This window comes from Frateuria aurantia DSM 6220 (assembly GCF_000242255.2).
Lineage (GTDB): Bacteria > Pseudomonadota > Gammaproteobacteria > Xanthomonadales > Rhodanobacteraceae > Frateuria > Frateuria aurantia.
Window position 1 is genome coordinate 1,705,343 of sequence record NC_017033.1, and the last position, 23,854, is coordinate 1,729,196.

At 62.7% G+C, this 23,854-nt stretch carries 18 protein-coding genes; 8 read left to right on the top strand and 10 right to left on the bottom strand.

Annotation, left to right across the window (positions count from 1 at the left end; translation table 11 throughout):
- Window positions 1-43 precede the first annotated feature (43 nt).
- Window positions 44-661: a TetR/AcrR family transcriptional regulator gene (locus tag FRAAU_RS07975; RefSeq protein WP_014403035.1), complete on the top strand. Its 618-nt coding sequence runs from the start codon at window positions 44-46 to the stop codon at window positions 659-661.
- Window positions 662-799: 138 nt separating this feature from the next.
- Here FRAAU_RS07975 and FRAAU_RS17580 read toward each other — a convergent pair whose 3' ends face one another.
- Window positions 800-964 (bottom strand): Lrp/AsnC ligand binding domain-containing protein, encoded by a 165-nt coding sequence (locus FRAAU_RS17580; protein WP_217176267.1) that lies wholly within the window; start codon window positions 962-964, stop codon window positions 800-802.
- A gap of 12 nt (window positions 965-976) precedes the next feature.
- Window positions 977-1,288, bottom strand: a complete 312-nt coding sequence (locus FRAAU_RS17585) for an Lrp/AsnC family transcriptional regulator (protein WP_217176268.1) — start codon at window positions 1,286-1,288, stop codon at window positions 977-979.
- 80 nt (window positions 1,289-1,368) lie between these two features.
- On the opposite strand from FRAAU_RS17585, the gene FRAAU_RS07985 reads away from it, so the two are divergent.
- Window positions 1,369-2,340 carry a DMT family transporter gene (locus tag FRAAU_RS07985; RefSeq protein WP_014403036.1) on the top strand — a complete coding sequence of 324 codons (972 nt, stop codon included), beginning with the start codon at window positions 1,369-1,371 and terminating at the stop codon, window positions 2,338-2,340.
- Window positions 2,341-2,366: 26 nt separating this feature from the next.
- Here FRAAU_RS07985 and FRAAU_RS07990 read toward each other — a convergent pair whose 3' ends face one another.
- From FRAAU_RS07990 to FRAAU_RS08000, 3 genes are all read right to left on the bottom strand, one after another.
- Window positions 2,367-3,749 (bottom strand): APC family permease, encoded by a 1,383-nt coding sequence (locus FRAAU_RS07990; protein WP_014403037.1) that lies wholly within the window; start codon window positions 3,747-3,749, stop codon window positions 2,367-2,369.
- 113 nt (window positions 3,750-3,862) lie between these two features.
- On the bottom strand, window positions 3,863-6,247 hold the full coding sequence (locus FRAAU_RS07995) for a TonB-dependent receptor (protein WP_014403038.1): 2,385 nt from the start codon (window positions 6,245-6,247) through the stop codon (window positions 3,863-3,865).
- Window positions 6,248-6,973: 726 nt separating this feature from the next.
- Complete coding sequence (locus FRAAU_RS08000; protein WP_014403039.1) at window positions 6,974-9,160, bottom strand: TonB-dependent receptor; 2,187 nt, start codon at window positions 9,158-9,160, stop codon at window positions 6,974-6,976.
- A gap of 451 nt (window positions 9,161-9,611) precedes the next feature.
- On the opposite strand from FRAAU_RS08000, the gene FRAAU_RS08005 reads away from it, so the two are divergent.
- The 6 genes from FRAAU_RS08005 to adhP all read left to right on the top strand — a co-directional run bounded on the left by FRAAU_RS08005 (window position 9,612) and on the right by adhP (window position 17,029).
- Complete coding sequence (locus tag FRAAU_RS08005; RefSeq protein ID WP_014403040.1) at window positions 9,612-11,213, top strand: MutS-related protein; 1,602 nt, start codon at window positions 9,612-9,614, stop codon at window positions 11,211-11,213.
- A 404-nt stretch (window positions 11,214-11,617) separates the two neighbouring features.
- Window positions 11,618-12,769, top strand: coding sequence for an NAD(P) transhydrogenase subunit alpha (locus FRAAU_RS08010; protein ID WP_245546456.1), 1,152 nt, complete (start codon window positions 11,618-11,620; stop codon window positions 12,767-12,769).
- Window positions 12,766-13,083, top strand: coding sequence for an NAD(P) transhydrogenase subunit alpha part 2 (locus FRAAU_RS08015; RefSeq protein WP_014403042.1), 318 nt, complete (start codon window positions 12,766-12,768; stop codon window positions 13,081-13,083). Before FRAAU_RS08010 ends, FRAAU_RS08015 begins: the two co-directional genes overlap by 4 nt.
- Before the next feature lie 3 nt (window positions 13,084-13,086).
- Complete coding sequence (locus FRAAU_RS08020) at window positions 13,087-14,487, top strand: NAD(P)(+) transhydrogenase (Re/Si-specific) subunit beta (RefSeq protein ID WP_014403043.1); 1,401 nt, start codon at window positions 13,087-13,089, stop codon at window positions 14,485-14,487.
- Window positions 14,488-14,541: 54 nt separating this feature from the next.
- On the top strand, window positions 14,542-15,933 hold the full coding sequence (locus FRAAU_RS08025; RefSeq protein WP_014403044.1) for an NAD-dependent succinate-semialdehyde dehydrogenase: 1,392 nt from the start codon (window positions 14,542-14,544) through the stop codon (window positions 15,931-15,933).
- Window positions 15,934-16,003: 70 nt separating this feature from the next.
- The gene (gene adhP, locus FRAAU_RS08030; protein WP_014403045.1) at window positions 16,004-17,029 is read left to right on the top strand and encodes an alcohol dehydrogenase AdhP; all 1,026 of its coding nucleotides are present in this window, start codon (window positions 16,004-16,006) and stop codon (window positions 17,027-17,029) included.
- Window positions 17,030-17,080: 51 nt separating this feature from the next.
- Here adhP and FRAAU_RS08035 read toward each other — a convergent pair whose 3' ends face one another.
- The 5 genes from FRAAU_RS08035 to kdgD all read right to left on the bottom strand — a co-directional run bounded on the left by FRAAU_RS08035 (window position 17,081) and on the right by kdgD (window position 23,705).
- Window positions 17,081-18,154 (bottom strand): purine-nucleoside phosphorylase, encoded by a 1,074-nt coding sequence (locus FRAAU_RS08035; protein ID WP_014403046.1) that lies wholly within the window; start codon window positions 18,152-18,154, stop codon window positions 17,081-17,083.
- A gap of 174 nt (window positions 18,155-18,328) precedes the next feature.
- A complete protein-coding gene (locus tag FRAAU_RS08040) occupies window positions 18,329-19,675 on the bottom strand; it encodes an enolase C-terminal domain-like protein (RefSeq protein ID WP_014403047.1) in 1,347 nt (448 codons plus the stop codon).
- A gap of 34 nt (window positions 19,676-19,709) precedes the next feature.
- Window positions 19,710-21,029, bottom strand: coding sequence for an MFS transporter (locus FRAAU_RS08045; protein WP_014403048.1), 1,320 nt, complete (start codon window positions 21,027-21,029; stop codon window positions 19,710-19,712).
- Window positions 21,030-21,213: 184 nt separating this feature from the next.
- Window positions 21,214-22,794, bottom strand: a complete 1,581-nt coding sequence (locus FRAAU_RS08050; RefSeq protein WP_014403049.1) for an aldehyde dehydrogenase (NADP(+)) — start codon at window positions 22,792-22,794, stop codon at window positions 21,214-21,216.
- Complete coding sequence (kdgD, locus tag FRAAU_RS08055; protein ID WP_014403050.1) at window positions 22,791-23,705, bottom strand: 5-dehydro-4-deoxyglucarate dehydratase; 915 nt, start codon at window positions 23,703-23,705, stop codon at window positions 22,791-22,793. Before kdgD ends, FRAAU_RS08050 begins: the two co-directional genes overlap by 4 nt.
- Between the last annotated feature and the right edge of the window lie 149 nt (window positions 23,706-23,854).

The following is a 23,854-nucleotide window of genomic DNA, read 5'->3' on the forward strand; positions in this document are numbered from 1 at the left end:
AGAGTGTAATATGACGGCAGTTGTCCGATGGAGTGGCCACGACATGACATCTTCTTCCTTGCGGCTGAGCGAGCGAAAACGCGCAGCCATCGTGCAGGCCGCGGTCAGCGAGTTCCGGACCGCCGGTTATGAAGCCACCAGCATGGACCGGATCGCGGCGATGGCCGGTGTGTCCAAGCGGACGGTTTACAACCATTTTCCGAGCAAGGAAGCCCTGTTCGAGTTGATCCTCGAACAATTATGGGAATGGAGTACGGGGGACGAGGAGCCGCGCTATGTGCAGGAGCGGCCGCTCCGGCCGCAGCTGCATGCCTTGTTGATGGCGAAACTGAGGCTGCTCGGTGACGTGAATTTCATTGATCTGGCACGGGTCGCCTTGGCCGAAGTGATCCACGCACCCGAGCGTGCCCAGGGCATCATCAGGCGCATCGAGACGGTCGAATGCGGCTTGACCGCATGGATTCGCTCAGCGACCGCGGCGGGACGCCTGCAGCTGGACGATCCTGAATTTGCGGCCAGGCAATTGCACGGTCTGCTCAAGAGCTTCGCATTCTGGCCACAGATCACGCTGGGCCTGGCGCCACTGGACGAGGCGGAGGGTCTGCGGGTGGTGGACTCCGCAGTCACTATGTTTCTGGCCAGTTACCAGTCGGGAGACTGATTCAGGCGGGCGGGCGTATCGCCTGCCGTCCGTCCGGAGCCCCGGACTGACTTGCCGCGGGATCTGCCACGGCTGACAGGACCGTGGGCCGGGGGCTGAGGGCATGATGCCGGTGCCCGGTACCGGATCAGACCAGGCTCATGGAATCACGATGGCCGTCCCGGTCTTGACGCGGTCCAGCGCCACCAGGCTGCGGTACGCTTTCACCTTGGGATTTTCGGCCAGCATGCGGCGGATCAGGCCGGCATAGGCGCGCATGTCGGCTGTCACGATGATGAGCACGAAACTGATGCCACCGGTCACATAAAAGCATTGCTACACCTCGGGGGTAGCCAGAAACAGTGCCTTGCTGTCATCCACGGTGAGAGCATGCTCGTCGATCAGGGTCACTTCGACGATGGAGGTGATGGTGGCCGACATGGCATCAGGATCGAGCAAGGCGACATGGCGGAGGATGATGCCGCCAGCTTCCATGGCCGCGATGCGGCGCTGCACGGCCGCTGCGGACAATTTGACCTGGTCGGCAATGGTCCGCTGCGGCATCTTGTTGTTTTCCTGCAGCAGACGAAGGATCGCACGGTCCTGGCGGTCGAGCTGGGCAAGTGTCAGTGTGTTTCGAGGGGGCATGGCGAGTGATTGTTGCGTTTCGAAGGCAAATGAGGGGGCATCAATCGGATTCCTGCGAATAATATTCCCGCATGAATGCAATGCATACCCGTTCCACATCGCCGGCCGCCCGATCATCCGTGCCGGCCGGCGTGGTCAGCGGCATGGGGGCCGGCGCACTTTGGGGGCTGGTATTTCTAGCCCCCGTCCTGACGCCGGATTTCTCGCCTTGGCTGCTGAGCGCAGGGCGATACCTCTGCTTCGGCTTGATGGCATTCGCGCTGCTGGCTTCACGCGGGAGGGTGCTGCTGAAGCGAGCCAGCCTTGGCCAATGGGGCAATCTTGCCTGGCTGGCGCTGACCGGCAATACGCTCTATTACGTGCTGCTTGCCGCCGCGGTGCAGAATGCAGGGATCGCCACGGTCTCGCTGGTCATGGGTTTTCTCCCGGTGCTCGTCAGTCTGGCTGGCCAGCGCGACCCCGGAGCCGTCAGCTTGAGGCGATTGCTCCCCTCCCTGCTGCTGTGCGTCGCCGGTGCGATCTGCATCGGCTGGCAGGCCCTGCAGCCTCAGCTGCAACCGCAGCAACGTCTGCAGCATCTGTTCGGCCTGGCCTGTGCGGTGACGGCCCTGATGTCATGGACGGCCTATGCGGTAGGCAATGCGCGCGCCCTCGCACGCTTGCAGGACATGTCTGCGCATGACTGGAATCTGCTGACAGGTGTGGCGACGGGGGTGCAGGGACTGCTGCTCACCATGCCGGCGCTGCTGCTGGATCAGCATCCGCATGCCGGGCATGACTGGCTGCGGCTGGGAGGCGTGTCGCTGGTCGTGGCGATACTGGCCTCGATCCTGGGCAACAGCTTGTGGAACCGGATGAGCCGACTGCTGCCTTTGACCCTGGTTGGCCAGATGATTCTGTTCGAGACCTTGTTCGCAATGGCTTACGGTCTGATGTGGGCGCGACGCTGGCCACATCCGCTGGAAGCCTTGGCACTGGTGCTGGTCATCACCAGCGTGCTTGCCAGTCTCTCGGCGCACCGCACATCCGCCACGACGCGGGCGACAGGCTGATCTTGTCCGCGGCACCGCATCGGGTCTCAGTACGCGTCGTCGCGTGGCCTTTTGCGCAGCAGCAGCTCGATCAGTACCGCGCCGATGCCCATCACCCCGAGACCATACCAGGCCGCGGCTCCCAGATCCTGGAGACTGGAAACAAACATATAGATGGAAAAAATGATGAATATCAGCGGCAGCAGAGGATGGAGCGGGGCCTTGTAGGGCCGCTCCACCTCGGGGTGACGCCGGCGCAGCACGATGACGGCGGCGCTGCTCAACAGCATGAAGGCCCAGAAGACCGGCGTCATGTAACCGATCATGGCATCAAAGCCCGCCTTGCTGTAGCTGCCGATCCAGACCAGCAGCAAGGCCATCAGGCATTCGGCCATGGCTGCCACGGCAGGGCCCTTGCTGGCACTGTGCCATTGCCCGATGCGCCCGGTTCCCGGCAGGTCGGCGGCGGCGGCGTAGGTCGTGCGGGCACCGGTCAGCAGGCAGGAGTGAATGCTGCTGACGGCGGCGATGCAGACGATGGTGGTGATGACCCAGGCACCAGGCGGACCGAATACGCGTTTCAACAGGTCGGCGGCCGGCGCGTTGGCATGCGCCAGGTGATCCATGCCCAGGCCGGCGACCATGGCGGCGCTGGTGACAACGTAGACGGTGACCAGCAAGGCGATGCCGCCGGCCATGGTGATGACCATGCCGCTGCGGCGATTGCGCAGCTCGGTGGACAGGGTGGCCACGTCGCCCCAGCCGCCATAGGCGAGAAAGACATAGATCAGGGCGGTGCCGATGGCACTGGAATTCACCGTCGCCTGATGGGGAACCAGGATAGGGAAGCCCTGGTGGTGAACGGTGAGCATCGCCGCGGCCAAGGTGATGCTCGCGAAACCGCCGATCAGCAGCAACACCAGCCCGGCCTGAGTGGCAAAGCTGAGCTTGACGTGGATGCGGGTCAGACCCCAGATGGCCGCAATGCAGGACATGGCAGCCAGTCGATAGGTCAACGGGTCCAGCGGGATCACGGCCTTGACGTAGTCAGCCAGCATAAAACCCATCACCGCCATCCAGCCGGTATGCATGATGGCGAAGCGTGACCAGGCATAAAGCGCGCCGACTCTTACGCCGTAGGCCAGCCGCAGAAAGTGGTAGTCGCCACCCGGGTGAGGAAAGGCCGAACCCAGCTCGGCGTAGCAGAGCGCGCTGACCAGTGACAAGGCCCCACCGGCGATCCACAGCAGATAGAAATGCCAATGACCTGCCGCCAGAGCGATGGTCGGCGTGGTCTTGAGCGTATCGATGGTCAGCATCATCCCCAGCGCGATAAATACCGCCTGGCCGGTGGCCAGATATCGAGCAGGACGTCCGGTCTGTGATGCAGGATCCGGGCGCGGGGAATCCGTGTGGGCGGATTGGGTCAAGAGCGGCTCACTTCAGGTGCGAAGGCGGCCTGTCGGCCGGCGGAACGAGCATGATCCCGCATGACGCAACACATGTCATGCGGGATCATGTCGTGTCTGATCGGCAGTCTGGCTCAGAAGAACTGCGTGCTCAGGGTCAGATACCATTCGCGGGGAGCGCCGACATAGTAGGTCGGGGAAGATTCGGCTGCCGAGATGGTCGGGCTGTAAGGCAGGGCCAGGTAATGTCGGTTCCACAGGTTCAGTACGTTCAGCGCGATCGTCGGATGGTGCAGGATTCCGTGATCGCCGAAGTCGTAGCTGGCACTGCCGTTCATGGTGAAGTTCCACGGTACCTTGTCGGTATTCAGGAAGTCGCCGTATTCGCTGCCTGTGAACTTGCCGTTGAGGTCTACCGTCAGGCCCTGATGGGCATAGTGCATGCCCAGATAGGCCATGTTGCGCGGTGCGCCGGTGAACTGGCGGCCGCGGGTGGCATACCAGGTACCCGCGCTGCCGTCAGCCGAGGGCAGGTACAGGTTGTCCTTGATCCTGGCCTGGGTGTAGGTGTAGGAGCCGTAAAGGCTGAAGCCATGTCCCAACTCGAGGGTACCCTCGGCATTGAAACCGGCCATGCGTACCGGCCCGGCATTGATGTAGTAATTGATATAGGTGTTCTGATCTTCGCCGATGGCGGTGCGATTGGTCATGTTTGCCAGATAGAGGTCGGCATGCACGTTCAGCGGTCCACTGCTGTAGCGCCAACCCAGTTCATTGGACCACGCGCTTTCCGGCAGCGGGGCCGGAAGACCCAGTCGGCTGTTGCCGTAGGTGGCGGCATCTTCCGGTGCGCGGAAGGTCTTGGTCAGGCTGTAATAGATCTGGTTGGCGTCATTGACCTGCCAGGATACGCCCAGCGTCGGCAGAAACTTGTGGTAGTTGTTGCGCGAGCTCAAGGGTGCGGTACCAAAGTCCGGATCGGTATTGCCGGGATACATCACGAACTGGTTCTGACGGGTGGTGTCCAGGAACGAGGTGCCGAGATTGATGGTCAGCGAGTCGGTCGGCGTCCATGTGTCCTGCACGAACAGCTTCTTCACCGTGGTGGTGTCGTGTTCGTTGTAATTCTGCCAGACCTTGCCGTTGGCATAGGTCAGCAAGTCGCGATCACCCCAGATCGATGACGGACTGCCGGTTTCAGGATCGACATAGGAGGCATTGATGAAATCATTCTGGCGTGAACGCTCATACCAAAGGCCCCATTCCAGCGTGTGGTCCATGCCGAGGTTCAGAGTGAACTTGGCATTGATGCCGGGCCGGTAGGTATAACCCTGATAGGCATCAAGCACGGCATACTGGCCATCGGCATCCTGGTCCGCCACCACGTAGGGCTTGCCGTTGGCTCCGGTTCTGAGAGGCAGGAAGCCGGGATAGCTGCCATTGCCCATGCCGTACTGGAAATAGGGAATCACTGACAGCGAAAGATCGTCGGTGAGTCGGAACTCGCCATCCAGGCTCGTCACATACGACTTGAACGGATTCTGGTACAGCTTGTAATAGTTGTTCTGCGCCTGATAGGTCGGATCATCGCCATACAGCTGGCTGCTCGGGAAGCCTCCCTTGGGCGTGGTCAGCCAGTGGGTGCCGTAATCGTACTTGTAGCCGTTTTCGCCGAACTGCGAGCGGCTCATCGGGCTGTAGAAATAGTTGGCTTCGTGGTTGTAGTTGAAATTGAAGGTCAGGCTGTTGTGGTCGTTGATCGTCCACAGCGACTTGGCCTGCACCCGCCGGATGTCATTGGTACCGGCACCGCGCCATTTGTCGTTGGAATTCTGCGAAAACGAGATCCAGCTGCGCACCGGACCGGTGTCTCCCGTGTTCACGCGGACGAAGGTGCTGCGGGCATCGTAGCTGCCGAAGGTCTGGCCGACATAGACATTGAAGTCCCTGGTCGGGGCCTGGGTGATAAAGGCGATATGGCCACCCACCGCACCCAGATCGGGCATGTCGATATCGGCGGAGCCCTGCATTAGGGTGACCGAGGCGTAGTTGCGGGCTTCGCCGTATTCCGACGGATAGGGCACGTAGTCACCAACATCGTTGACCGGCACGCCGTCCATGGTGACGCCGACTTCGCTGGCGTTGAAACCACGCACGGTGTAGCTGCTGTTGTCGGTCAGGCCGAAACCGTCGGGCGATGCCGCATTGACACCCGGCATGGAGTTGATCATCTGGGTGTAATCGGCGGTGATCGGCAGCGCTGCAATGGCCTGGGCCGAGATGGTCGACACCGCCTTGGGCGCATCCTGGTCGGCCATCAAGCCACCTGCCAGCACCTGGGTGTTCACGGCAATGGTTGACAGCGTTGTGCTCTTGCGCGGCTTCTGGGCCTGGCTCTTGCCATCCGGCGCCTGACTGGATGCGGCCTGATCGGTGGCCATGGCGCACGGGATCAGCCCCAAGGCCAGCGAGATCGACAACAGAAGCTGGGTATGGCGATGGACAGTCGTTTTGCGCATGAGGCGGAGCGGCTCCTGGAGGTGTGGCGCGGATCGGGCCGTGGCGTATCAATCAGCGGCATATCAGTCAAAACCGGCATAGCCATCACATGGTCGAGCCGGTCGGGGGCGGACATTCTCTGGGAGCGTGGAGGTCGGGTCAAATGAAACAACTGGATATCGACATGCACGTGTTGCTGGATGGGGTGTTCAGGGGGCCGGCCCGGACGATCGTTCCCCCTCTCGCCGGTAGGTATCGAAGCTCATCCGGGCAGGCATCCGAAGGCTCAGGATCGCGCCATGACAGGCCGTGTCATGCCTGCCGCGGACTTGAGCGTATCGCTGCGAGGCTGCTCATGGGGTCGCAAGATGGTACGAATTCACAAGTGGCCGTGGCCGAGTGTCACATCCCGTCCAGACTGCGACGATGAGCGATGGTTACAGATGCTTAAGTGGATGGGATGCAGGGTCTTGTCCAGGCCCGCAGCTCTTTTGGTGGCAAGCTGGCGGCCATCCCCTAGTGGTCGGACGAGGCTTCATCCATGGCAATCAATGGTGGCAGTTCGCCATCGATGCAGCCTCGGCCGGCCGTGATCTCGCGTTATCGTCACCGCTGATGGCTGATGGACTGAAGTAGGGTGTCTTGCCCGGGTTTTTCAGCAGCACGGATGACGGATTGCGGACGGGTCGTCTCCATGCAGAATGCCGACCCGGCTGCTGTCGCTCAGGTATTCACTATCCGGATGCTCAGAAATCCATGGTGGCCGACAGCCGGACTTCGCGGGGGGCGCCCTGGGTCAGGTAGCCGCCGAAAGCCGATGCCCAGTAGTCGTTGCTGCCGATATTCATCACCGCCATGCGGAAGGTGGTGGCCTTGCCGGCGAAGCGGGTGGCGTAGCTGGCATGCACGTCGACACGGGTCCAGGCCGGAATGCTCAATGTATTGGCCTGGTCTGCATATTCTCCGCCGGTGCGGATCAGATCGACGCCCAGACTCAAGCCATCGGTGGCCGGAATCGCCCAGTTGGCACCCAGGTTGTATTGCCAGCGAGGTACGCCGATGGCGATATGGCCGTCATAGGTTCCTCCGGCGGTCCGGCTCAGGCGTGCATCGGTATAGGTGGCGCCACCGATCACTTTCAGGCCTTTCACCGGTTCACCGAAGGCGCTCCATTCCACGCCGCGATTCCGCTGCAAGCCGTTGAGACTGTAGAGCAGTGTGTCCGGATTGGTGAGGCCGCTGGGTTCCTTGATCTGGAACACGCTGAGGGTGCTGCCGAAGCTGTCGTGGTCATATTTCAGGCCGGCCTCGATCTGCTTCGATTTGTAGGGAGGAAAGACGGCGCCGACGTTCAGTGTGCCGACGGGCGCTTGCGGCCCCTGGGACAGACCCTGGATCGAGTTGGCATAGATCGAGACATGCGGCGAGATCTTGTACAGCAGGCCTGCCACCGGTGAGTTGGCGTTCTGCTGGTAATGTGCCGTCCGGGCCCCGGTCTTGTAGGCATAACCCAGCACTTCCATGCTCTGGTGCCGGATGCCCAGGGTCAGCAGCACCTGGTCGTGGAAGAAGCCCAGCGTGTCGGACAAGGCCACGCTGTGCAGCTTGGTGCGGCCGGTGACCACCGGATCACCGGCATCCAGAGTGGAGGCGGGGTAATCCACGGCTGCGTAGTGATTCAGATCGATCGCGTAGCTGCCCGAGAAGGTATAGCTGGCGGTCTTTTTCTGGTTGAGGATCGAGGCACTGGCATTGAAGCGCTGCGAGACGGGGCCGGTCTGGAACAGCCCGTTGATGCCGACTTCACCAGTCTGCGAGTCATTGTTGTAGGGCACGCCCATCCGGCTGGCGGTCCCGACGCCCTGGGCATTGACGCGAGGAGAGGCGTATTCGCCGTTTTCATTGGAATGGTCGGCACCGCCGGCAACATAGGCGGTCAGATTCGACAGAATGTCGTATTCGGCCCGGATCATGCCGTAAGTGTCTTCCATGCTGGAATATGACCAGGGCTGTCCGTAGTTGTATTTCGCTTTCGGTGCACGAGGTACGCCGGTGCCGGCCAGATACACGACGTTGCGCCCCTCATCAATGCGCTGGAGCTGATGGCTGATATTGGCCTTGATGCGGAAGCGGTTGCCGCGGTAATCCACCGAAATCGACTCGAAACTGGAGTGACCATGCTCCCGGTCGATGGCGGTATCGCCGCCGCGCGTGCCGGCGTTCACCCGCACGCCCCAGCGCTGGTCCCTGCCGAAGCGCCGACTCAGATCAACGCTGCCACCGAACTGGGCGCTGGTGCCGAAATCGAAGGATGCCCGTGTCAAGGGCGCATGGCCGGCCCACTTGGGTTCGATATTGATCGATCCGCCCAGACCGCTGCCGCCGGGGGATACGCCATACAGAAAGGCGCTGGCGCCGCGCAGCAGATCCAACTGGCCGATGGCATCGGCGACCACCATCTGCCGGGGGATGATCCCGTACAGGCCGTCGAAACTGATGTCATCGCCATTCAAGGGGAAGCCGCGGATCACGAACAGCTCGGAGAAATTGCCATAGCCGTTGGTGACGCGGACCGAGGGATCATTGGCCACGATATCGCCGATCGTATGGGCCTGCTGGTTGGCAATATAGTCCGAGCTGTAGCTGATGACCGAAAAGGGCGTCTCCATGTTGTCTAGATTGCCCAGTACGCCCAGATTGCTGCGCCGCGAGATATCGCCATAGCCGGTATCGCCTTCCACCTTGACGGCCTCAAGGGTCTTGGGGCGGGAGGTGGCGGCATGATGCGCTGGCGTGGTGGCGGGGGCTGTTGTCGTCTGTTCGTTGCTCCAGGCCTGGCCCGAGACCGACAGCATGGCGATGACCAGCGGCCATCGTGCCGGTTGCGAGGCGGCCGTGCGTCGCGCCGGCGAGGCGCGTTCGGAAGTGTTCAAGATGAGCTCCGGAGAAGAATCGGGGGCGCGGCAAGGTTTGCTTTCGCATTCGGGGATACGACCATGGTCGTCCATGGAAGCGGCAAACGTGTGCGCTCGGGTAGTGATTTAACGATGCCAATGAAAATCATTCTCATAAAGTTTACATGGGTGGTGACAATGCGAGCAAGCGGGGATGGCGAACATCTGCCCGTTGCTCACGGGAACTGCCAGCAATCCGGGATCCGGGCATTCGAAGCTGATGTCTCAGCGTGGAACCGGGCTGTTCGACGTGCCATGTGGCAGGGCACAAGCCACGGATGCATCGGATGGTCCCGGCAAGCCATGGCTGGAACTTCATGACGGTACCGGTCTATCTCTCCGCTGGACTGGATCCAGGGTATCGGTGGCCGCCATGGTGCGCCGTCGATCGGGGAGCGTCAGGCGAAATCGGGCAGAGAGGGGCGGGGCAGTGAAGCGATGGTTTGCCGAATGGCGGCGCACAGACAAGCTGGGGCTGGAGATTCGCCGACGCTGGGGACGGCCGGGCAGCGACACGGCGGCTTTTGCAGCCCGGTATTTCGAGCTGAGCCGTGGGGCCGGAGCAGAGACGGTCAGTGACAAGGTCTGGTCCGACCTGGAATTGCAACGGATTTTCCAGCGGATCAATACCGCGATCACGCCGATCGGGGCTCAGGTCCTGTATCGGCAGATGCGCGAATATGTGGGCGAGCCTGCCGAACTGGACGCCCGGCGTCACCTGTATGACTGGATGCGGGAGCATCCCTTGCAGCGCGAACACATCCAGCGCCTGCTCTGGCCACTGCGTGACGAGCACTATGCGACCTTGGCGCGATTTATCCATGCGGATGACGAGGACAGTCCACGCTGGGCCAAGTGGCTGCCACTGTCTGCACTGGCCGGCCTGATGCTGCCTGTCGGGGTGATCGGTCTGGGCTGGCCGCTGTGGCCGTGGCTGGTGGTGATCATGTTGAACATTGCCGCGACCTGGCGCTTGTGGTGGAGCGGCGCCCATCACGGCGAAAGCGTCAAATCCTGTCTGGATCTGCTGACGGTGGCCGAGCGTCTGACGCATCTTGATGCCACCGAGGATGTCGAACCCTTGCGACGCTTGCGCGAGGCTGCACCAGCGCGCAGACGGACCCGGAAGCTGCTGCGCGAGTTTCTGTTGACGCGGTTGCCCGGCATCAACTATCTGATACCGCTGGCCAATGCCTTGCTGGCTTTGGAGCCGGTGCTTTACTTGCGCGTCCTTCGTCGCATGACGGTGATACGTCCCTGTCTGGCTCAGGTGTATCAGCTCGTCGGCCAGCTGGATGCCGGTATCGCCATCGCCTCCTTTCTGGCCAGCCAGCCCTGGCACTGCGTGCCTCGCATGACGGCACTCGATCTGCGGATCCAGGAGGGTGTGCATCCTTTGATCGAAGGCTGCGTGCCGCACAGCATCGAATTGCGGCAGCGATCGGCGCTGGTGATCGGCTCGAACATGGCCGGCAAGACCAGTTTTATCAAGTCCTTGGCGGTCCAGGTGATCCTGGGCCAGACCCTCGGGATATGTCTGGCCCGGCAAGCCGAGATACCGGCGGTCCGGGTGCTGACCTCGATTCATGTGGACCACTCGGTGGAAGCCGGCATCAGTCATTTCTTTTCCGAACTCGAGACGATACGGCAGTTCATGGAACTTGCATCGTCAGGCACAGCGGCCCTGCTGGTGATGGATGAAATCTTTTCAGGCACCAATACGCTGGAGCGCATTGCCAGCGCCCGGGCGGTGCTGGAGCGGCTGGCCGCAGGATGCATGGTGCTGGTCACCACCCATGATGTGGAACTGCAGTCCTGTCTGGGGATTCATTACGATCTGTATCACTTCCAGGAAAATATCGACGTGGACGGCTTTTTCGACTATCAGCTGCGTCGCGGGGCCGCCAGCCAGCGCAATGCGATCAGGCTGCTGGGCAAGCTGGGCTATCCGGCAGATCTGGTCGAGACGGCCATGGCCTATGCCGCTGCGGCCGATGCAGGGTCACCGAGACCCGTCGCAAGAGATTGTTGAGCTTTGTCTTGTGAAGCGACATGGTCCCGGCCATATATATGGGGCCGCTTGCATCGTCGTTGATCCGGTTGGCGCAGAGGACGGCCACGGTCGCAGCCGCGGGAGAGATCAGCACAGCAGCTGAGCCTGATAGCTGCCGTGAGGGGTTGCCCGCCGATGACGGCTGACGCGTGGATGGCGATCAAGTCATGAGGCCGGGGTGATGATGACGTGTCAATCCGACGCATCACGATATCCCATTGAAGATGTTGAAGAACATCCTTCTTCGGCGTGTGTCGTGGTCACAGTTGTGCGTCTAAGTGACACATCTTGATGGGTCGAGACAACTCCGGGAAGGGTGATGCGTATCAAGGAATGTGTGTAGGCGCCGTGACAAACTGGCCGCGTCCCTGCTGCCGGAATCCATGATGCCGATCAAGATCGCGATATTGAAAGAGACGGCCGAACACGAAAGACGCGTAGCGATGGTGCCCGTCGTGACCGCACGTTTTTCCAAGCTGGGTGCAAATCTGGCGATCCAGTCGGGGGCGGGTCTTGCGGCCGATTTTGCCGATGTCGATTACAGCGGCGTCGCTCTTGTCGAGGATGCCGGGGCTCTGGTTGCCGATGCCGATGTGGTGCTGGCGGTACAGGCCCCCACGGTGGAGGTGATCGCTGCCATGAAGCCGGGCGCGGTGCTGGCCAGTTTCGTATATGCCGACAAGCAGCCAGATGTGCTGCGACAACTCAGGGACGGCCGGATCAGCGCCTTTGCAATGGAGACCGTGCCGCGGATCAGCCGGGCGCAGTCCATGGATGCCTTGTCCAGTCAGGCGGCCCTGGCTGGTTATTACGCGCCCTTGCTGGGTGCCGTGCAGTTGCCGCGGATCCTGCCGATGATGACCACGGCCGTCGGGTCCTTGCGGGCGGCCCATGTGCTGGTGATGGGGCTGGGTGTGGCGGGCTTGCAGGCGCTGGCCACGGCACATCGGCTGGGCGCGGTCACCGAGGGCTATGATGTGCGGCCCGAGACCCGGGAGCAGGCCCAGTCGGTGGGGGCCAAGTTTGTCGACACCGGTATCGATGCGCGTGGCGAGGGCGGGTATGCCCGCGAACTCACGGCGGACGAGCAGGCCAAGGTGCGGGATGTGCTGACCCGACATGTCCAGCAGGCGGACATGATCATCACCACGGCCAACGTTCCGGGTCGCAAGGCGCCGCGACTGATCGACAATGCCCAGATCCAGGGCATGAAGCCGGGGTCGGTAATCGTCGACCTGGCTGCAGACAGCGGCGGCAATTGCGAGGGCACGATCCCCGGTCAGACAGCTCGCGTCGGTCGGGTCCATATTTTGGCACCGTTCAATGTGCCTTCCTTGCTGGCCCAGCAGGCCAGTGAACTGTATGCCAAGAACCTGCTGAATCTGTTGGAACTGATCGTCAAGGACGGGGCTTTGGCTCTGGATCTGGATGATGCGGTTGTTGCCGGTACCTTGCTGACTCATGGCGGCGAGATCCGCAATGAAAAGGCCAAAGCCCATTTTGAAGCCTCATCCGCCCAGGAGCCCCGTCCATGAGCATCGATCTGTCGATGAGCTGGTTGATTGCCTTGTATATCTTCATGCTGGCGGCCTTCACCGGCCATGAAGTGATCAGCCGCGTACCTTCCATTCTGCATACCCCGTTGATGTCGGGTTCCAATTTCATCCATGGCATCGTGGTGGTGGGCGCCTTGCATGCCCTGTTCAACGCGTCCAGTCCCGTCGAACAGGTGATCGGTTTCGTCGGCGTGCTGCTGGGGGCCGGCAATGCCGCCGGTGGCTACGTCGTCACCGATCGCATGCTGGCGATGTTCAAGCCCAGTGCGACCAAGCCCGCCGGCAAGGAGTAGGACATGATGCAGTGGGTGATCGAGCTCAGTGGTTTTGCCGCGGCGGTACTGTTCATTCTCGGGCTGAAGCGGATGTCCTCACCGGTGACGGCCTTGCGCGGCATCGTGCTGGCCGGGATCGGCATGGTGGTGGCCGTAGTGGCCAGTTTCGGTTATCTGGCCGATGTCAGCGAGGCGGCGCGCCCGCATCGACTGGCGAATCTGTTGCTGGCGATACTGGCGCTGGCGCTGGGCATCGGCTGGGCCTGGCGGGGGGGCAAAAAGGTGCCGGTCACCGGCATGCCGCAAATGGTGGCCTTGTACAACGGCATGGGCGGCGGTGCCGCCGCCGCGGTCGCCGCCGCCGAACTGCTGGGGCCGCGGCTGGACAGCCTGACGCAGGTGGTGGTGACGGCACTGGGTGCCTTGATCGGATCGATCTCGCTGGCCGGGTCGGTCATCGCCTGGGCCAAGCTGGATGGCCGGATCAAGCAGGCCTGGCGCTTTCGTGGCCAGAGTCTGTTCAACGCACTGGTATTTCTGGCGGCTCTGGCTCTGGGGGCGCTGGTGGCCAGCGGGGTGGTGGGCCATGGCGGGCAGGCGCTGTTTTTCGTGGCCGCGCTGGCCTTTGGTGTGCTGATGACCCTGCCGATCGGCGGCGCCGATATGCCGGTGGTGATTTCGCTGTACAACGCGTTCACCGGTCTGGCCGTGGCGCTGGAAGGCTATGCCTTGCACAACCCTGCCTTGATGATTGCCGGCATGGTGGTCGGCTCGGCGGGTACCTTGCTGACGGCGTTGATGGCCAAGGCCATGAACCGGTCGCTGGCCAATGTGCTGTTCAGCCGGTTCGGTGATGGCGGCGGCGCCTCCCAGGCCGAAGTCAAAGGCAGCATGAAGGCGGCCTCGGCTTCTGATGCGGCGGTGACGATGCGTTATGCCGCCAGCGTCATCATTGTGCCGGGCTACGGTCTGGCGGTGGCGCAGGCGCAGGCCAAGTTGTACGAATTCGTGAAGATCCTGCAGACGGCGGGGGTGGACGTGAAATTCGCCATCCATCCGGTGGCCGGCCGCATGCCGGGGCATATGAATGTGCTGCTTGCCGAGGCCGGTGTGCCGTATGACCTGATCTTCGACATGGATGATATCAACGACAGCTTTGCCAGTACCGATGTCGCACTGGTGATCGGTGCCAATGACGTGGTCAATCCGGCTGCGCGGACCGACAAGAGTTCGCCGATCTACGGCATGCCCATTCTCAATGCCGATCAGGCCCATCAGGTGTATGTGATCAAGCGTGGACAGGGCAAGGGCTATGCCGGCGTCGAGAACCTGCTGTTCTATGAAGACAACTGCAACATGGTCTACGGCGATGCGCTGGCGGCGCTGACCGAAATGGTCCAGGCGGTGAAGGACCTGCATTGATCCAGTCCGGTGACCGGCCGGTCGCCGCGAAGACGACAACCTGAGGAAACGTTCATGAGCTATGCAACAGTGAACCCTTACACGGGCGAGACGATCCAGGCCTTCCCCTTTGCGACTGACGCCGAAGTCGTGCAGGCCATCGATGCGGCCCATGCGGCTTTTCTGCTGTGGCGCGAGACTTCCTTTGCCGAGCGCGCAGGGGTCATGCAGAAGGCGGCCGGTATCCTGCGAGCCCAAAGCGAGGACTATGCCAGGCTGCTGACTCTGGAAATGGGCAAGCTGATCGGCGAGGCGCGTGCCGAGGTCGAATTGTCGGCAGCCATCTTCGAGTACTACGCCAAGCATGCGGCAAAGCTGCTGGCGCCCGAAAAGCTGCCGGTAGCCGATCCTGCCGAAGGCGAGGCTATCCTGGTCCATGATCCGCTGGGGGTATTGCTGTGCATCGAACCCTGGAATTTCCCTTACTATCAGATCGCCCGCATCATCGCTCCGCAGTTGTCGGCGGGCAATACGATGCTGCTCAAGCATGCCGCCAACGTCCCTCAGTGCGCGGCGATCTTCGAGAAACTGATGGCCGAGGCCGGGCTTCCGTCCGGGGCCTTCCGCAATCTGTATGTCAGCCACGACCAGGTCGAGACCATCATCAATGATCCGCGCGTGCATGGCGTGGCGCTGACCGGTTCGGAAGCCGCCGGTTCCATCGTTGCGGCCCAGGCGGGCAAGGCACTGAAGAAATCGACGATGGAGCTGGGTGGCGCCGATGCCTTCGTGGTGCTGAAGGATGCGGATCTGGAAAAGGCCGTGCAGTGGGCCGTGTTTGGCCGTCATTGGAATGCCGGTCAGGTCTGCGTTTCCTCCAAGCGCATCATTCTGGTCAAGGAAATCCACGATGCCTTTATGGACGCCTATGTCCGCGGTGTCGAGGCGCTGCGTGCGGGCGATCCGATGGATCCGGCCACGACGCTGGCGCCGCTGTCTTCGCAGGGGGCTGTCGACGGGCTGAAAAAGCAGATCGCCCAGGCCGTGGCCCATGGCGCGAAGGCCAGAGAAGTCGGTCCAGCTGTGCCGACGCAAGGTGCTTTCCTGCAGCCGACGATTTTGACCGACCTCGACGAAAGCAATCCTGCGCGTTATTGGGAATTTTTCGGACCGGTATCGATGATCTTCCGGGCCGAGGACGAGGCGGACGCGATCCGCATCGCCAATGATTCGCCTTATGGCCTGGGCGGCTCGGTATTTACTCGCGACACCCGGCGTGGTGCCGAGGTGGCCGCCCGGATCTCGACCGGCATGGTCTATGTCAACCATCCGACCATGGTCAAGGCCGACCTGCCCTTTGGCGGCGTGCGTCGTTCCGGCTATGGCCGCGAATTGCTGGGTCTTGGCATCAAGGAATTCGTGAATCACAAGCTGATCGATATCGTCGATATCGATGCTCCGTTCTGATCGGTTGCGGGCGATTGCGGCGAACGGAGTGCCGTACGCCGCATTTCACTGACATATTGGGAGATTGGCCATGAGCAAGACCATGCAAGCGGCGGTAGTGCGCCAGTTCGGCGGCCCGTTGAGCATCGAGGAAGTGACGGTGCCCAGCCCCGGGCTGGGCGAGGTGCTGGTGAAGATCGAAGCCTGCGGTGTCTGTCACACCGATCTGCACGCCGTGGATGGCGATTGGCCGGTCAAGCCGACGCTGCCTTTCATTCCCGGCCATGAGGGGGTCGGCCATGTGGTCGCCATCGGTCCTGGAGTAAGTCATCTCAAGGAAGGTGATCGGGTCGGGATTCCCTGGCTCTACTCGGCCTGCGGCCATTGCGAGCACTGTCTGGGTGGCTGGGAGACCTTGTGCGAGACCCAGCAGAATTCGGGCTATTCGGTGAATGGCGGCTTTGCCGAGTATGCGCTGGCGGCGGCCGATTATGTGGGCCGGCTGCCGGACAAGGTCGGTTTCATCGAGATCGCGCCGGTGCTCTGCGCCGGGGTGACCGTCTACAAGGGCCTGAAGGTTACCGAGACCCGTCCGGGTCAGTGGGTGGTGATCTCCGGCATTGGCGGGCTGGGTCATATGGCGGTGGAATATGCCAAGGCCATGGGCTTGAACGTGGTGGCCGTGGATATTGATGATGGCAAGCTGGCGCTGGCCAGACGTCTCGGCGCCGATTTCACTATCAATGCCAAGGCCGTCGACCCGGTCGCCGCGATCAAGAAGGAGATCGGCGGCGCTCATGGCGCACTGGTCACGGCGGTGTCGCCCTCGGCCTTTGGTCAGGCCATGAACATGGTCCGCCGTGGCGGTACCGTGGCGCTCAACGGCCTGCCGCCCGGCAATTTCGACTTGTCGATCTTCGATATGGTGCTGAACGGCATCACCGTCCGTGGCTCGATCGTAGGTACCCGGTTGGACCTGCAGGAGTCACTGGACTTTGCCGCCGAGGGCAAGGTCAAGGCCACCGTGGTGACCGACAAGCTGGAAAACATCAACCAGGTTTTCGAGCGGATGCACAAGGGCCAGATCGAGGGTCGGGTGGTACTCGACTTCCATTGAGCTCGCCGATGGCGCGACCCGGTACGTTCGGCGTGCGGGTCGCGCGGCCTCTCAGGGCTTTGGGGTGGAAGCGGCAGCCTGCGGGATTCGCAGGCGGTATTGCGGCCAGTGCTGCAACAGCTGGTGCAGCACCACGCTGCCGACACGCTGGTTGTTGTCGAAGGCCAGAGCCTGGCCCGGACCTTCATCGCCGATCGAGGCCGTCTCGCTGACGCCCGGCGGCGGCATCGAGAAATTGCTGGCGCTGCGCAGGACCATGATCCGCTGCCGATCGACCAGTCCTTCGTCCGCCAGGGTGATCATGATGCGCTGGTAGGTCTGGCTTTCCTCGTTGGTCATCACGAACCGGCCCTGGCCGCGGGTCCACATCCGCACCCAGTCTTCGGCCCAATGCGTTCGGGCGGCGCCATGCCAGTAGCGGATCGCGCCCAGTGTCTCGCCTTCCAGCACCATCGGCGCTCGTTGGGCGATGGGGTAGCCCTTCCAGCCGGCACGACGGGCGGCAATGACCGGATCATCCGCCAGCGTCACGGTATGACTCAGTTGAAAGGCCCAGTCTGCCAGTCCCCGGTTGAGCGGCAGCGCCTGCGAGAGTTCGGCGACATCAGTGACCGAACCGTAGTGATTGGGATTGTCCGGAAGCTGGTTGGGGCGGCTGGCACCGATGGCGAACAGACCGTAAGGCCAGCCTTTGGGAATGTCGCGATCATCCAGCTCACGTGCCCGGTCGCCGTCGATGACCCAGCGGGCCCAGGCGACACTGCCGACCGGGGCGGCTTTCGGGTCGACCCCCGAAATACCCGTGAACAGCCAGTAGGTGTGGCTGAAGTCGAAACGCGGATCCAGCACGAAGGCCACCAGATCCGGCGCGCCGTGGCGCAGTACCATGCCGTACAGACCCTGGGCATTGCGGCGGACGACATCAGGAGCGCCGCGCACGGGTACCTTCTGGTCCAGGTGCTCGCGCTCCACCCAGTCCTGATATTCGCCGGGCGCATCGCCACTGTCCGCACCGTTTTCCCAATTGGCGACCACGACCACCTTCACCTCTTCGGCGGCCTGGCTTGCGGGCACGGTCAGTGCAAGCAACAGTCCGGCCAGCCACCCGATATGACGATGTTGCATGAAACTCCCCCTTGAACCCGGACCTCGGGCAAAGCCCGGGAGCATACCTGATGTCGGGGGCGTCATGCCGGATGCGGCATGACGGCACACCGTTTGGTGCGTTGTCTGACAAGCCACGGGGCCCGGCGGATCCGGAACTGTTGCCGGATCGCCAGAACCTCTCGTCGAGCCGGCTCAGCGTACCATGGCTGGGCGCTTGGGATCGAAACGCCAGTCGGGAATCAGGAACTGCATGGCGGCTGCATCATTCCGCGAGCCCTGCGGCATGGTCCGGTACAGGGCATGGGCGGCGGCGACCTTGTCCATGTCCAGTTCGATGCCCAGACCCGGGCGCTCAGGCACGGCGACATCACCGTCGATGATCTTCGGAGGATCGATACTGAGTTCCTGACCATCCTGCCAGATCCAGTGCGTATCGATGGCCGTGATATCGCCCGGCGCGGCGGCTGCCGCATGGGTGAACATGGCCAGCGAGATATCGAAATGATTGTTCGAGTGCGAACCCCAGGTCAGGCCCCAGTCATGACAGGTCTGTGCGACGCGGACCGCGCCCTGCATGGTCCAGAAATGCGGGTCGGCCAGCGGAATGTCGACCGATCCCAGCTGCAGTGCATGCACGAACTGGCGCCAGTCGGTGGCAATCATGTTGGTGGCGGTCGGCAGGCCGGTGCGGCGACGGAACTCGGCCATCACCTCTCGACCGGAAAACCCGGCCTCGGCACCGCAGGGATCTTCGGCATAGGCCAGTACCCCGTGTTTGTCACGACAGAGCCGCACGGCCTCGTCCAGCGACCAGGCGCCATTGGGATCGAGAGTGATGCGGGCCTCGGGAAAACGCTTGGCAAGGGCGGTCACGGCTTCCATTTCCTGCTCGCCGGGCAGCACGCCGCCCTTGAGCTTGAAGTGGCGGAAGCCGTAGCGGTGGCTGGCAGCCTCGGCCAGCCGGACCACGCCCGCCGCATCCATGGCGGTCTGGTTGCGGAGCCGGAACCAGTCGTCACTTGCGCCGGATTCATCACGGTAGGCCAGTGGCGTCTCCTCGTGTTCCCCGATATAGAACAGATAGCCCAGCATGGTGACCTTGTCCCGCTGCTGTCCTTCGCCCAGCAGGGCACACACCGGAACGCCCAGGAACTGGCCGTGCAGATCCAGCAGCGCCGCCTCGATGGCCGTCACGGCATGGATGGTGGTGCGCAGATCGAAGGTCTGCAGGCCACGTCCCGAGGCATCCCGGTCGGCGAACCGGCGGCCGACTTCACGCAGCAGATCGCGATAGGCGGCGACGGGCCGTCCTTGCAGCAGTGGCGCCGCATCTTCCAGGGTACGGCGGATCGCCTCGCCGCCGGGGACCTCGCCCACGCCCGTTCGACCGTCGCTGTCACGGATGATGATGAGGTTGCGGGTGAACAGCGGACCGTGGGCTCCACTGAGATTCATCAGCATGCTGTCATGGCCGGCGACGGGAATGACTTCCAGTGCTGCAATCGATGGTGTGGCGCTGCGATGGGGGTTCTGGTTCATGGGATTCCTCGGATCAGACGCAAAGCGAAGGGGTTCAGTGCAGATCGGCCAGGGTGAGTCGCTTGATCGGACCGACCACGAACAGGTAGCAGAACACTGTCAGGGCGGCACTGGCGCAGACAAAGACCAGGGCGCCGTTGAAAGAACCGGTGGCCTGCAGGATGTAGCCGATGATGATGGGAGTGGTGATGCCGGCGATGTTGCCGATGGTATTGAACAGACCGCCGCAGAGGCCGGTGATCTCCCCGGGCGAGGTGTCGGCGACCACGGCCCAGCCCAGCGCGCCCAGACCCTTGCCGAAGAAGGCGATACCCATGCAGGCAATGATCAGTGTCTGATTGTCGACATAGTTGCAGGCCAGCATCACGGTGGACAGCAACATGCCGGTGACGATGGGCAGTTTGCGGGAGAAGGTCAGACTGTGTCCTCGACGGATCAGCCAGTCGGAGAAGCTGCCGCCGAGCAGGCCCCCGGCGAGGCCGCAGAGCGCAGGCAGGGCGGTCATGAATCCGGCCTTGAGGATGGACATGTGGCGGGCCTGGACCAGATAGACCGGAAACCAGGTCAGGAAGAAATAGGTCAGGGTGGTGATGCCGAACTGCCCCAGGTAGACGCCTACCAGCATGCGCTGGGACAGCAGCTGCCGCAGTCGCCGCCACAATGGCACGTCATCCTGCACGCTCTGCTTTTCCCGGTCCATCGCCGGCAGCGCGCCGTGGGCGGTGATGTATTCGACCTCCCGGGCGCTGACCCAGGGATGGTTGTCCGGGGCATGCACCGTGAACTTCCACAGCACGGCCAGCAAGATGCCCAATACCCCCATCACGATAAATACCATATGCCAGCTGTAGACATGGGTTAGCCAGCCCATCAGAGGCGCGAACAGGCCACTGGCCAGATAGTCACCGGAAGTGAAGGCGGCGCTGGCGAAGCCGCGCTCGGCGGTGGGGAACCAGGCTGTGGTCAGACGGCCGTTGGCCGGAAAGGCAGGTGATTCGGCCAGGCCCATCAGAAAGCGCATCGCGAACAGGGTGACCGTGGCCCAGCTGGCGCCGACCCAGCCGATGCCGGCCTGGGCGAGGGTGAACAGCGACCACAGGGCGATGCTCCAGAGATAGACACGACTGGCACCGAAGCGATCCAGCAGGCGACCGCCCGGGATCTGGCCCAGCACATAGGCCCAGGCATGGGCAGAGAACACGTAGCCCAGACCGACGGTGCTCAGGCCCAGACTCTTTTCAAGCGGCGTGCCGACGATGGCGAGGGTGGCCCGGTCAGCCTGGTTCAGGGTGGTGGCCAGAAACAGCATGCCCAGGATCAGATAGCGCGTGTGGTGGAATCGCGTCAGCTGCATCAGGCGTTACCCGGAAGCGGAGGACGGAAAGGCAGGAAATCGGGCAGGGCAAGGATGTTCAATGGCGGGCCTCCTGCAATATGAGAGCGCTTTCATGGCGTTGCAAAAAAAGGCGCCGCGACCAAGGCCACCAGCGCCGGAAAATCCAGGGTGCGAAGGGTAGGAACCCTTCGCACCCTGAAGTTCAGACCTTGCCCAGCTGACCGTCGATGCGGCGCCAGATAGCCAGCGGATTGTTGTCGGCAATGGCCTGCGGCAGCAGGTCGGCCGGCAGGTCCTGATAGCAGACCGGGCGCAGGAAACGGCGAATCGCCAGTGTGCCAACCGAAGTGGTACGGCTGTCGGAGGTGGCCGGATAGGGACCACCATGAACCATGGCATGGCAGACTTCGACACCGGTCGGCCAGCCGTTGACTAGGATGCGGCCGGCTTTCAGCTCGAGTTCCGGCAGCAGACGGGCGGCCAGCGGTTTGTCCTCGCTGTCCAGATGCAGGGTCGCCGTCAGCTGGCCTTCCAGAGCCGCCGTCAGCGCCAGCAGCTCAGCTTCATCACGGCAACGGACGAGGGTGGAGGCCGAGCCGAAAATCTCGCCTTGCAGGGCCTCATCGGCCAGAAAAGTCTGCGCGGTGACACTGAACAGGCCGGCCTGGCATCGATTGGGCTCGCTGCTGGACTTGCCGCGGCCCAGCACCTGGGCCTGGGCCGCCTGGGCCTCGACGCCTTGCTGATAGGCCTTGGCGATACCTGGAGTCAGCATCACGCCTGGCTCAGACTGGCTGATCGCTTCCACCGCAGCAGCCTCGAAGGCCTCCAGACCGGGGCCTTCGATGGCCACGACCAGACCGGGGTTGGTGCAGAACTGGCCCGCGCCCATGGTCAGTGAAGCGACAAAGGCCTTGCCCAGCTCGGCACCCCGTGCCTCCAGCGCGGAGGGCAGCAGATACACCGGATTGATGGCGCTCATCTCGGCATAGACCGGAATCGGCTCGCGCCTCGCGGCGGCGACCTGGATCAGCGCCGTGCCGCCACCGCGCGAACCGGTGAATCCCACAGCCTTGATGCGTGGGTCGGCTACCAGCGCGGTACCGGCGACATTGCCGGCGCCAAAGACCAGCGAAAAGACGCCCTCCGGCAGACCGCTGCGCTTGACGGCGCGCTGCAGGGCCTGGCCCACGTATTCGGACGTGCCGGGATGGGCGTTGTGGGCCTTCACCACCACCGGGCAGCCGGCGGCAAGTGCCGAGGCGGTGTCCCCGCCGGCCACTGAAAAAGCCAGCGGGAAGTTGCTGGCGCCGAATACCACGACCGGTCCCAGGCCGATGTGACGCTGGCGCAGATCGCTGCGGGGCAGGGGCTTGCGTTCGGGCCGCGCCGGATCGATGCGGGCCTCCAGCCAGCTGCCTTCGCGGACCACCTCGGCAAACAGGCGCAGCTGACCGGTGGTGCGGCCGCGCTCGCCTTCTAGGCGTGCGCGGGGCAGACCGGTTTCCTGCATGGCGCGCTCGATCAGGGCGTCGCCAATGGCTTCGATTTCTTCGGCACAAGCCTCCAGAAAAGCCGCCCGCTGTTCCAGTCCGGTTTCGCGATAGATCGGGAAGGCGGCATGGGCAAGCGCGCAGGCCTGCTCGACCTGTGCCTTGGACGCCGTGGCGTAAGCCGGCTCCAGACTGGCATTGGTGGCCGGATTGATGGCCTTGAAGCTGGCTTCCGTGCCGGAGACGGCGGTGGTACCCAGCAACATGGTGCCGGAAAGTGAGTAAGTCATTTGCGGTTTCCTATCAACTGCTTGAGCGATTCCAGTTCCTCGCCCGAAAGGTCCTTCAGCGGGGAGCGGACGGGGCCGGCACTGCGCCCGATGGCCGTCATGCCGGCCTTGACGATCGATACGGCATAACCGGCACGGCGGTTGCGGATCAGGGTGTAGGGCAGAACGAAGTCCCGCAGTTCCTTCTGCACGAAATCGTGATCGCGTTCGCGTACGGCGCGATAGAACTGCAAGGCCCATTCCGGCAGGAAATTGAAGATCGCGGACGAGTAGGTGGTGACACCCATTTCCAGATAGGGCTGGGCAAAGGTTTCCGCCGTCGGCAGGCCACCGACATAGGTCAGACGATCGCCCAGGCGATTGGATACGCGGACCATCCGGTCGATGTCGCCGATGCCGTCCTTGTAGCCGATGAAGTTGGGGCAGCGGTCGGCGATCCGGGCCACCATGTCGGCATCGAATTTGGCATTGGCGCGGCTGTAGACGATCACGCCCAGTGCAGTGGACTGGCAGACCTTGATGGCGTGCTCGACCAGGCCATCGCTGTCGCATTCGGTCAGGTAAGGGGGAAACAGCAGAATGCCGTCCGCACCGTTGTTTTCGGCATCGCGCGCCAGCTCGGAGGCAATGGCCGTGCCATAACCGGCGGGTGCGATCAGCGGGGTCTTGCCATCGACATGCCTGACGGCCGCGGAAACCACCTTGCTGACTTCGGCTGGCGTCAGCGAAAAGAACTCGCCGGTGCCGCCGGCGGCGAACAGGCCGCTGACCGGGTACTGCGACAGCCATTCCAGATTGGCGGCGTAGGCCTTCAGGTCCAGCGCGTGATCGGCATCAAAGTGCGTAACGGGGAACGACAACAGGCCGGAGCCGATGGTCGAGGCGAGTTCTTGCGGGGAATATCTGCCCATGGTGTGTTCGTCGCGTAGTGGTCGTGGATCCATTCTAGGGACGGCTTTTGATTCAAGTAAAAGCCAAATAAGGGATTTATTGATACCGTTGTTGAATCATTGTTCGGCCATCCAAAAAAGTCGCTCCAGTCAGCTGGTCAGGCGGGCCG

Bases quoted from the DNA above. Each gene is read 5' to 3' on its own strand.
- FRAAU_RS07975 (WP_014403035.1), top strand. From the start codon at position 44: ATGACATCTTCTTCCTTGCGGCTGAGCGAGCGAAAACGCGCAGCCATC.
- FRAAU_RS17585 (WP_217176268.1), bottom strand. From the start codon at position 1,288: ATGCCCCCTCGAAACACACTGACACTTGCCCAGCTCGACCGCCAGGAC.
- FRAAU_RS07985 (WP_014403036.1), top strand. From the start codon at position 1,369: ATGCATACCCGTTCCACATCGCCGGCCGCCCGATCATCCGTGCCGGCC.
- FRAAU_RS07995 (WP_014403038.1), bottom strand. From the start codon at position 6,247: ATGCGCAAAACGACTGTCCATCGCCATACCCAGCTTCTGTTGTCGATC.
- FRAAU_RS08010 (WP_245546456.1), top strand. From the start codon at position 11,618: ATGATGCCGATCAAGATCGCGATATTGAAAGAGACGGCCGAACACGAA.
- FRAAU_RS08015 (WP_014403042.1), top strand. From the start codon at position 12,766: ATGAGCATCGATCTGTCGATGAGCTGGTTGATTGCCTTGTATATCTTC.
- FRAAU_RS08020 (WP_014403043.1), top strand. From the start codon at position 13,087: ATGATGCAGTGGGTGATCGAGCTCAGTGGTTTTGCCGCGGCGGTACTG.
- FRAAU_RS08025 (WP_014403044.1), top strand. From the start codon at position 14,542: ATGAGCTATGCAACAGTGAACCCTTACACGGGCGAGACGATCCAGGCC.
- adhP (WP_014403045.1), top strand. From the start codon at position 16,004: ATGAGCAAGACCATGCAAGCGGCGGTAGTGCGCCAGTTCGGCGGCCCG.
- FRAAU_RS08035 (WP_014403046.1), bottom strand. From the start codon at position 18,154: ATGCAACATCGTCATATCGGGTGGCTGGCCGGACTGTTGCTTGCACTG.
- FRAAU_RS08040 (WP_014403047.1), bottom strand. From the start codon at position 19,675: ATGAACCAGAACCCCCATCGCAGCGCCACACCATCGATTGCAGCACTG.
- FRAAU_RS08045 (WP_014403048.1), bottom strand. From the start codon at position 21,029: ATGCAGCTGACGCGATTCCACCACACGCGCTATCTGATCCTGGGCATG.
- FRAAU_RS08050 (WP_014403049.1), bottom strand. From the start codon at position 22,794: ATGACTTACTCACTTTCCGGCACCATGTTGCTGGGTACCACCGCCGTC.
- kdgD (WP_014403050.1), bottom strand. From the start codon at position 23,705: ATGGGCAGATATTCCCCGCAAGAACTCGCCTCGACCATCGGCTCCGGC.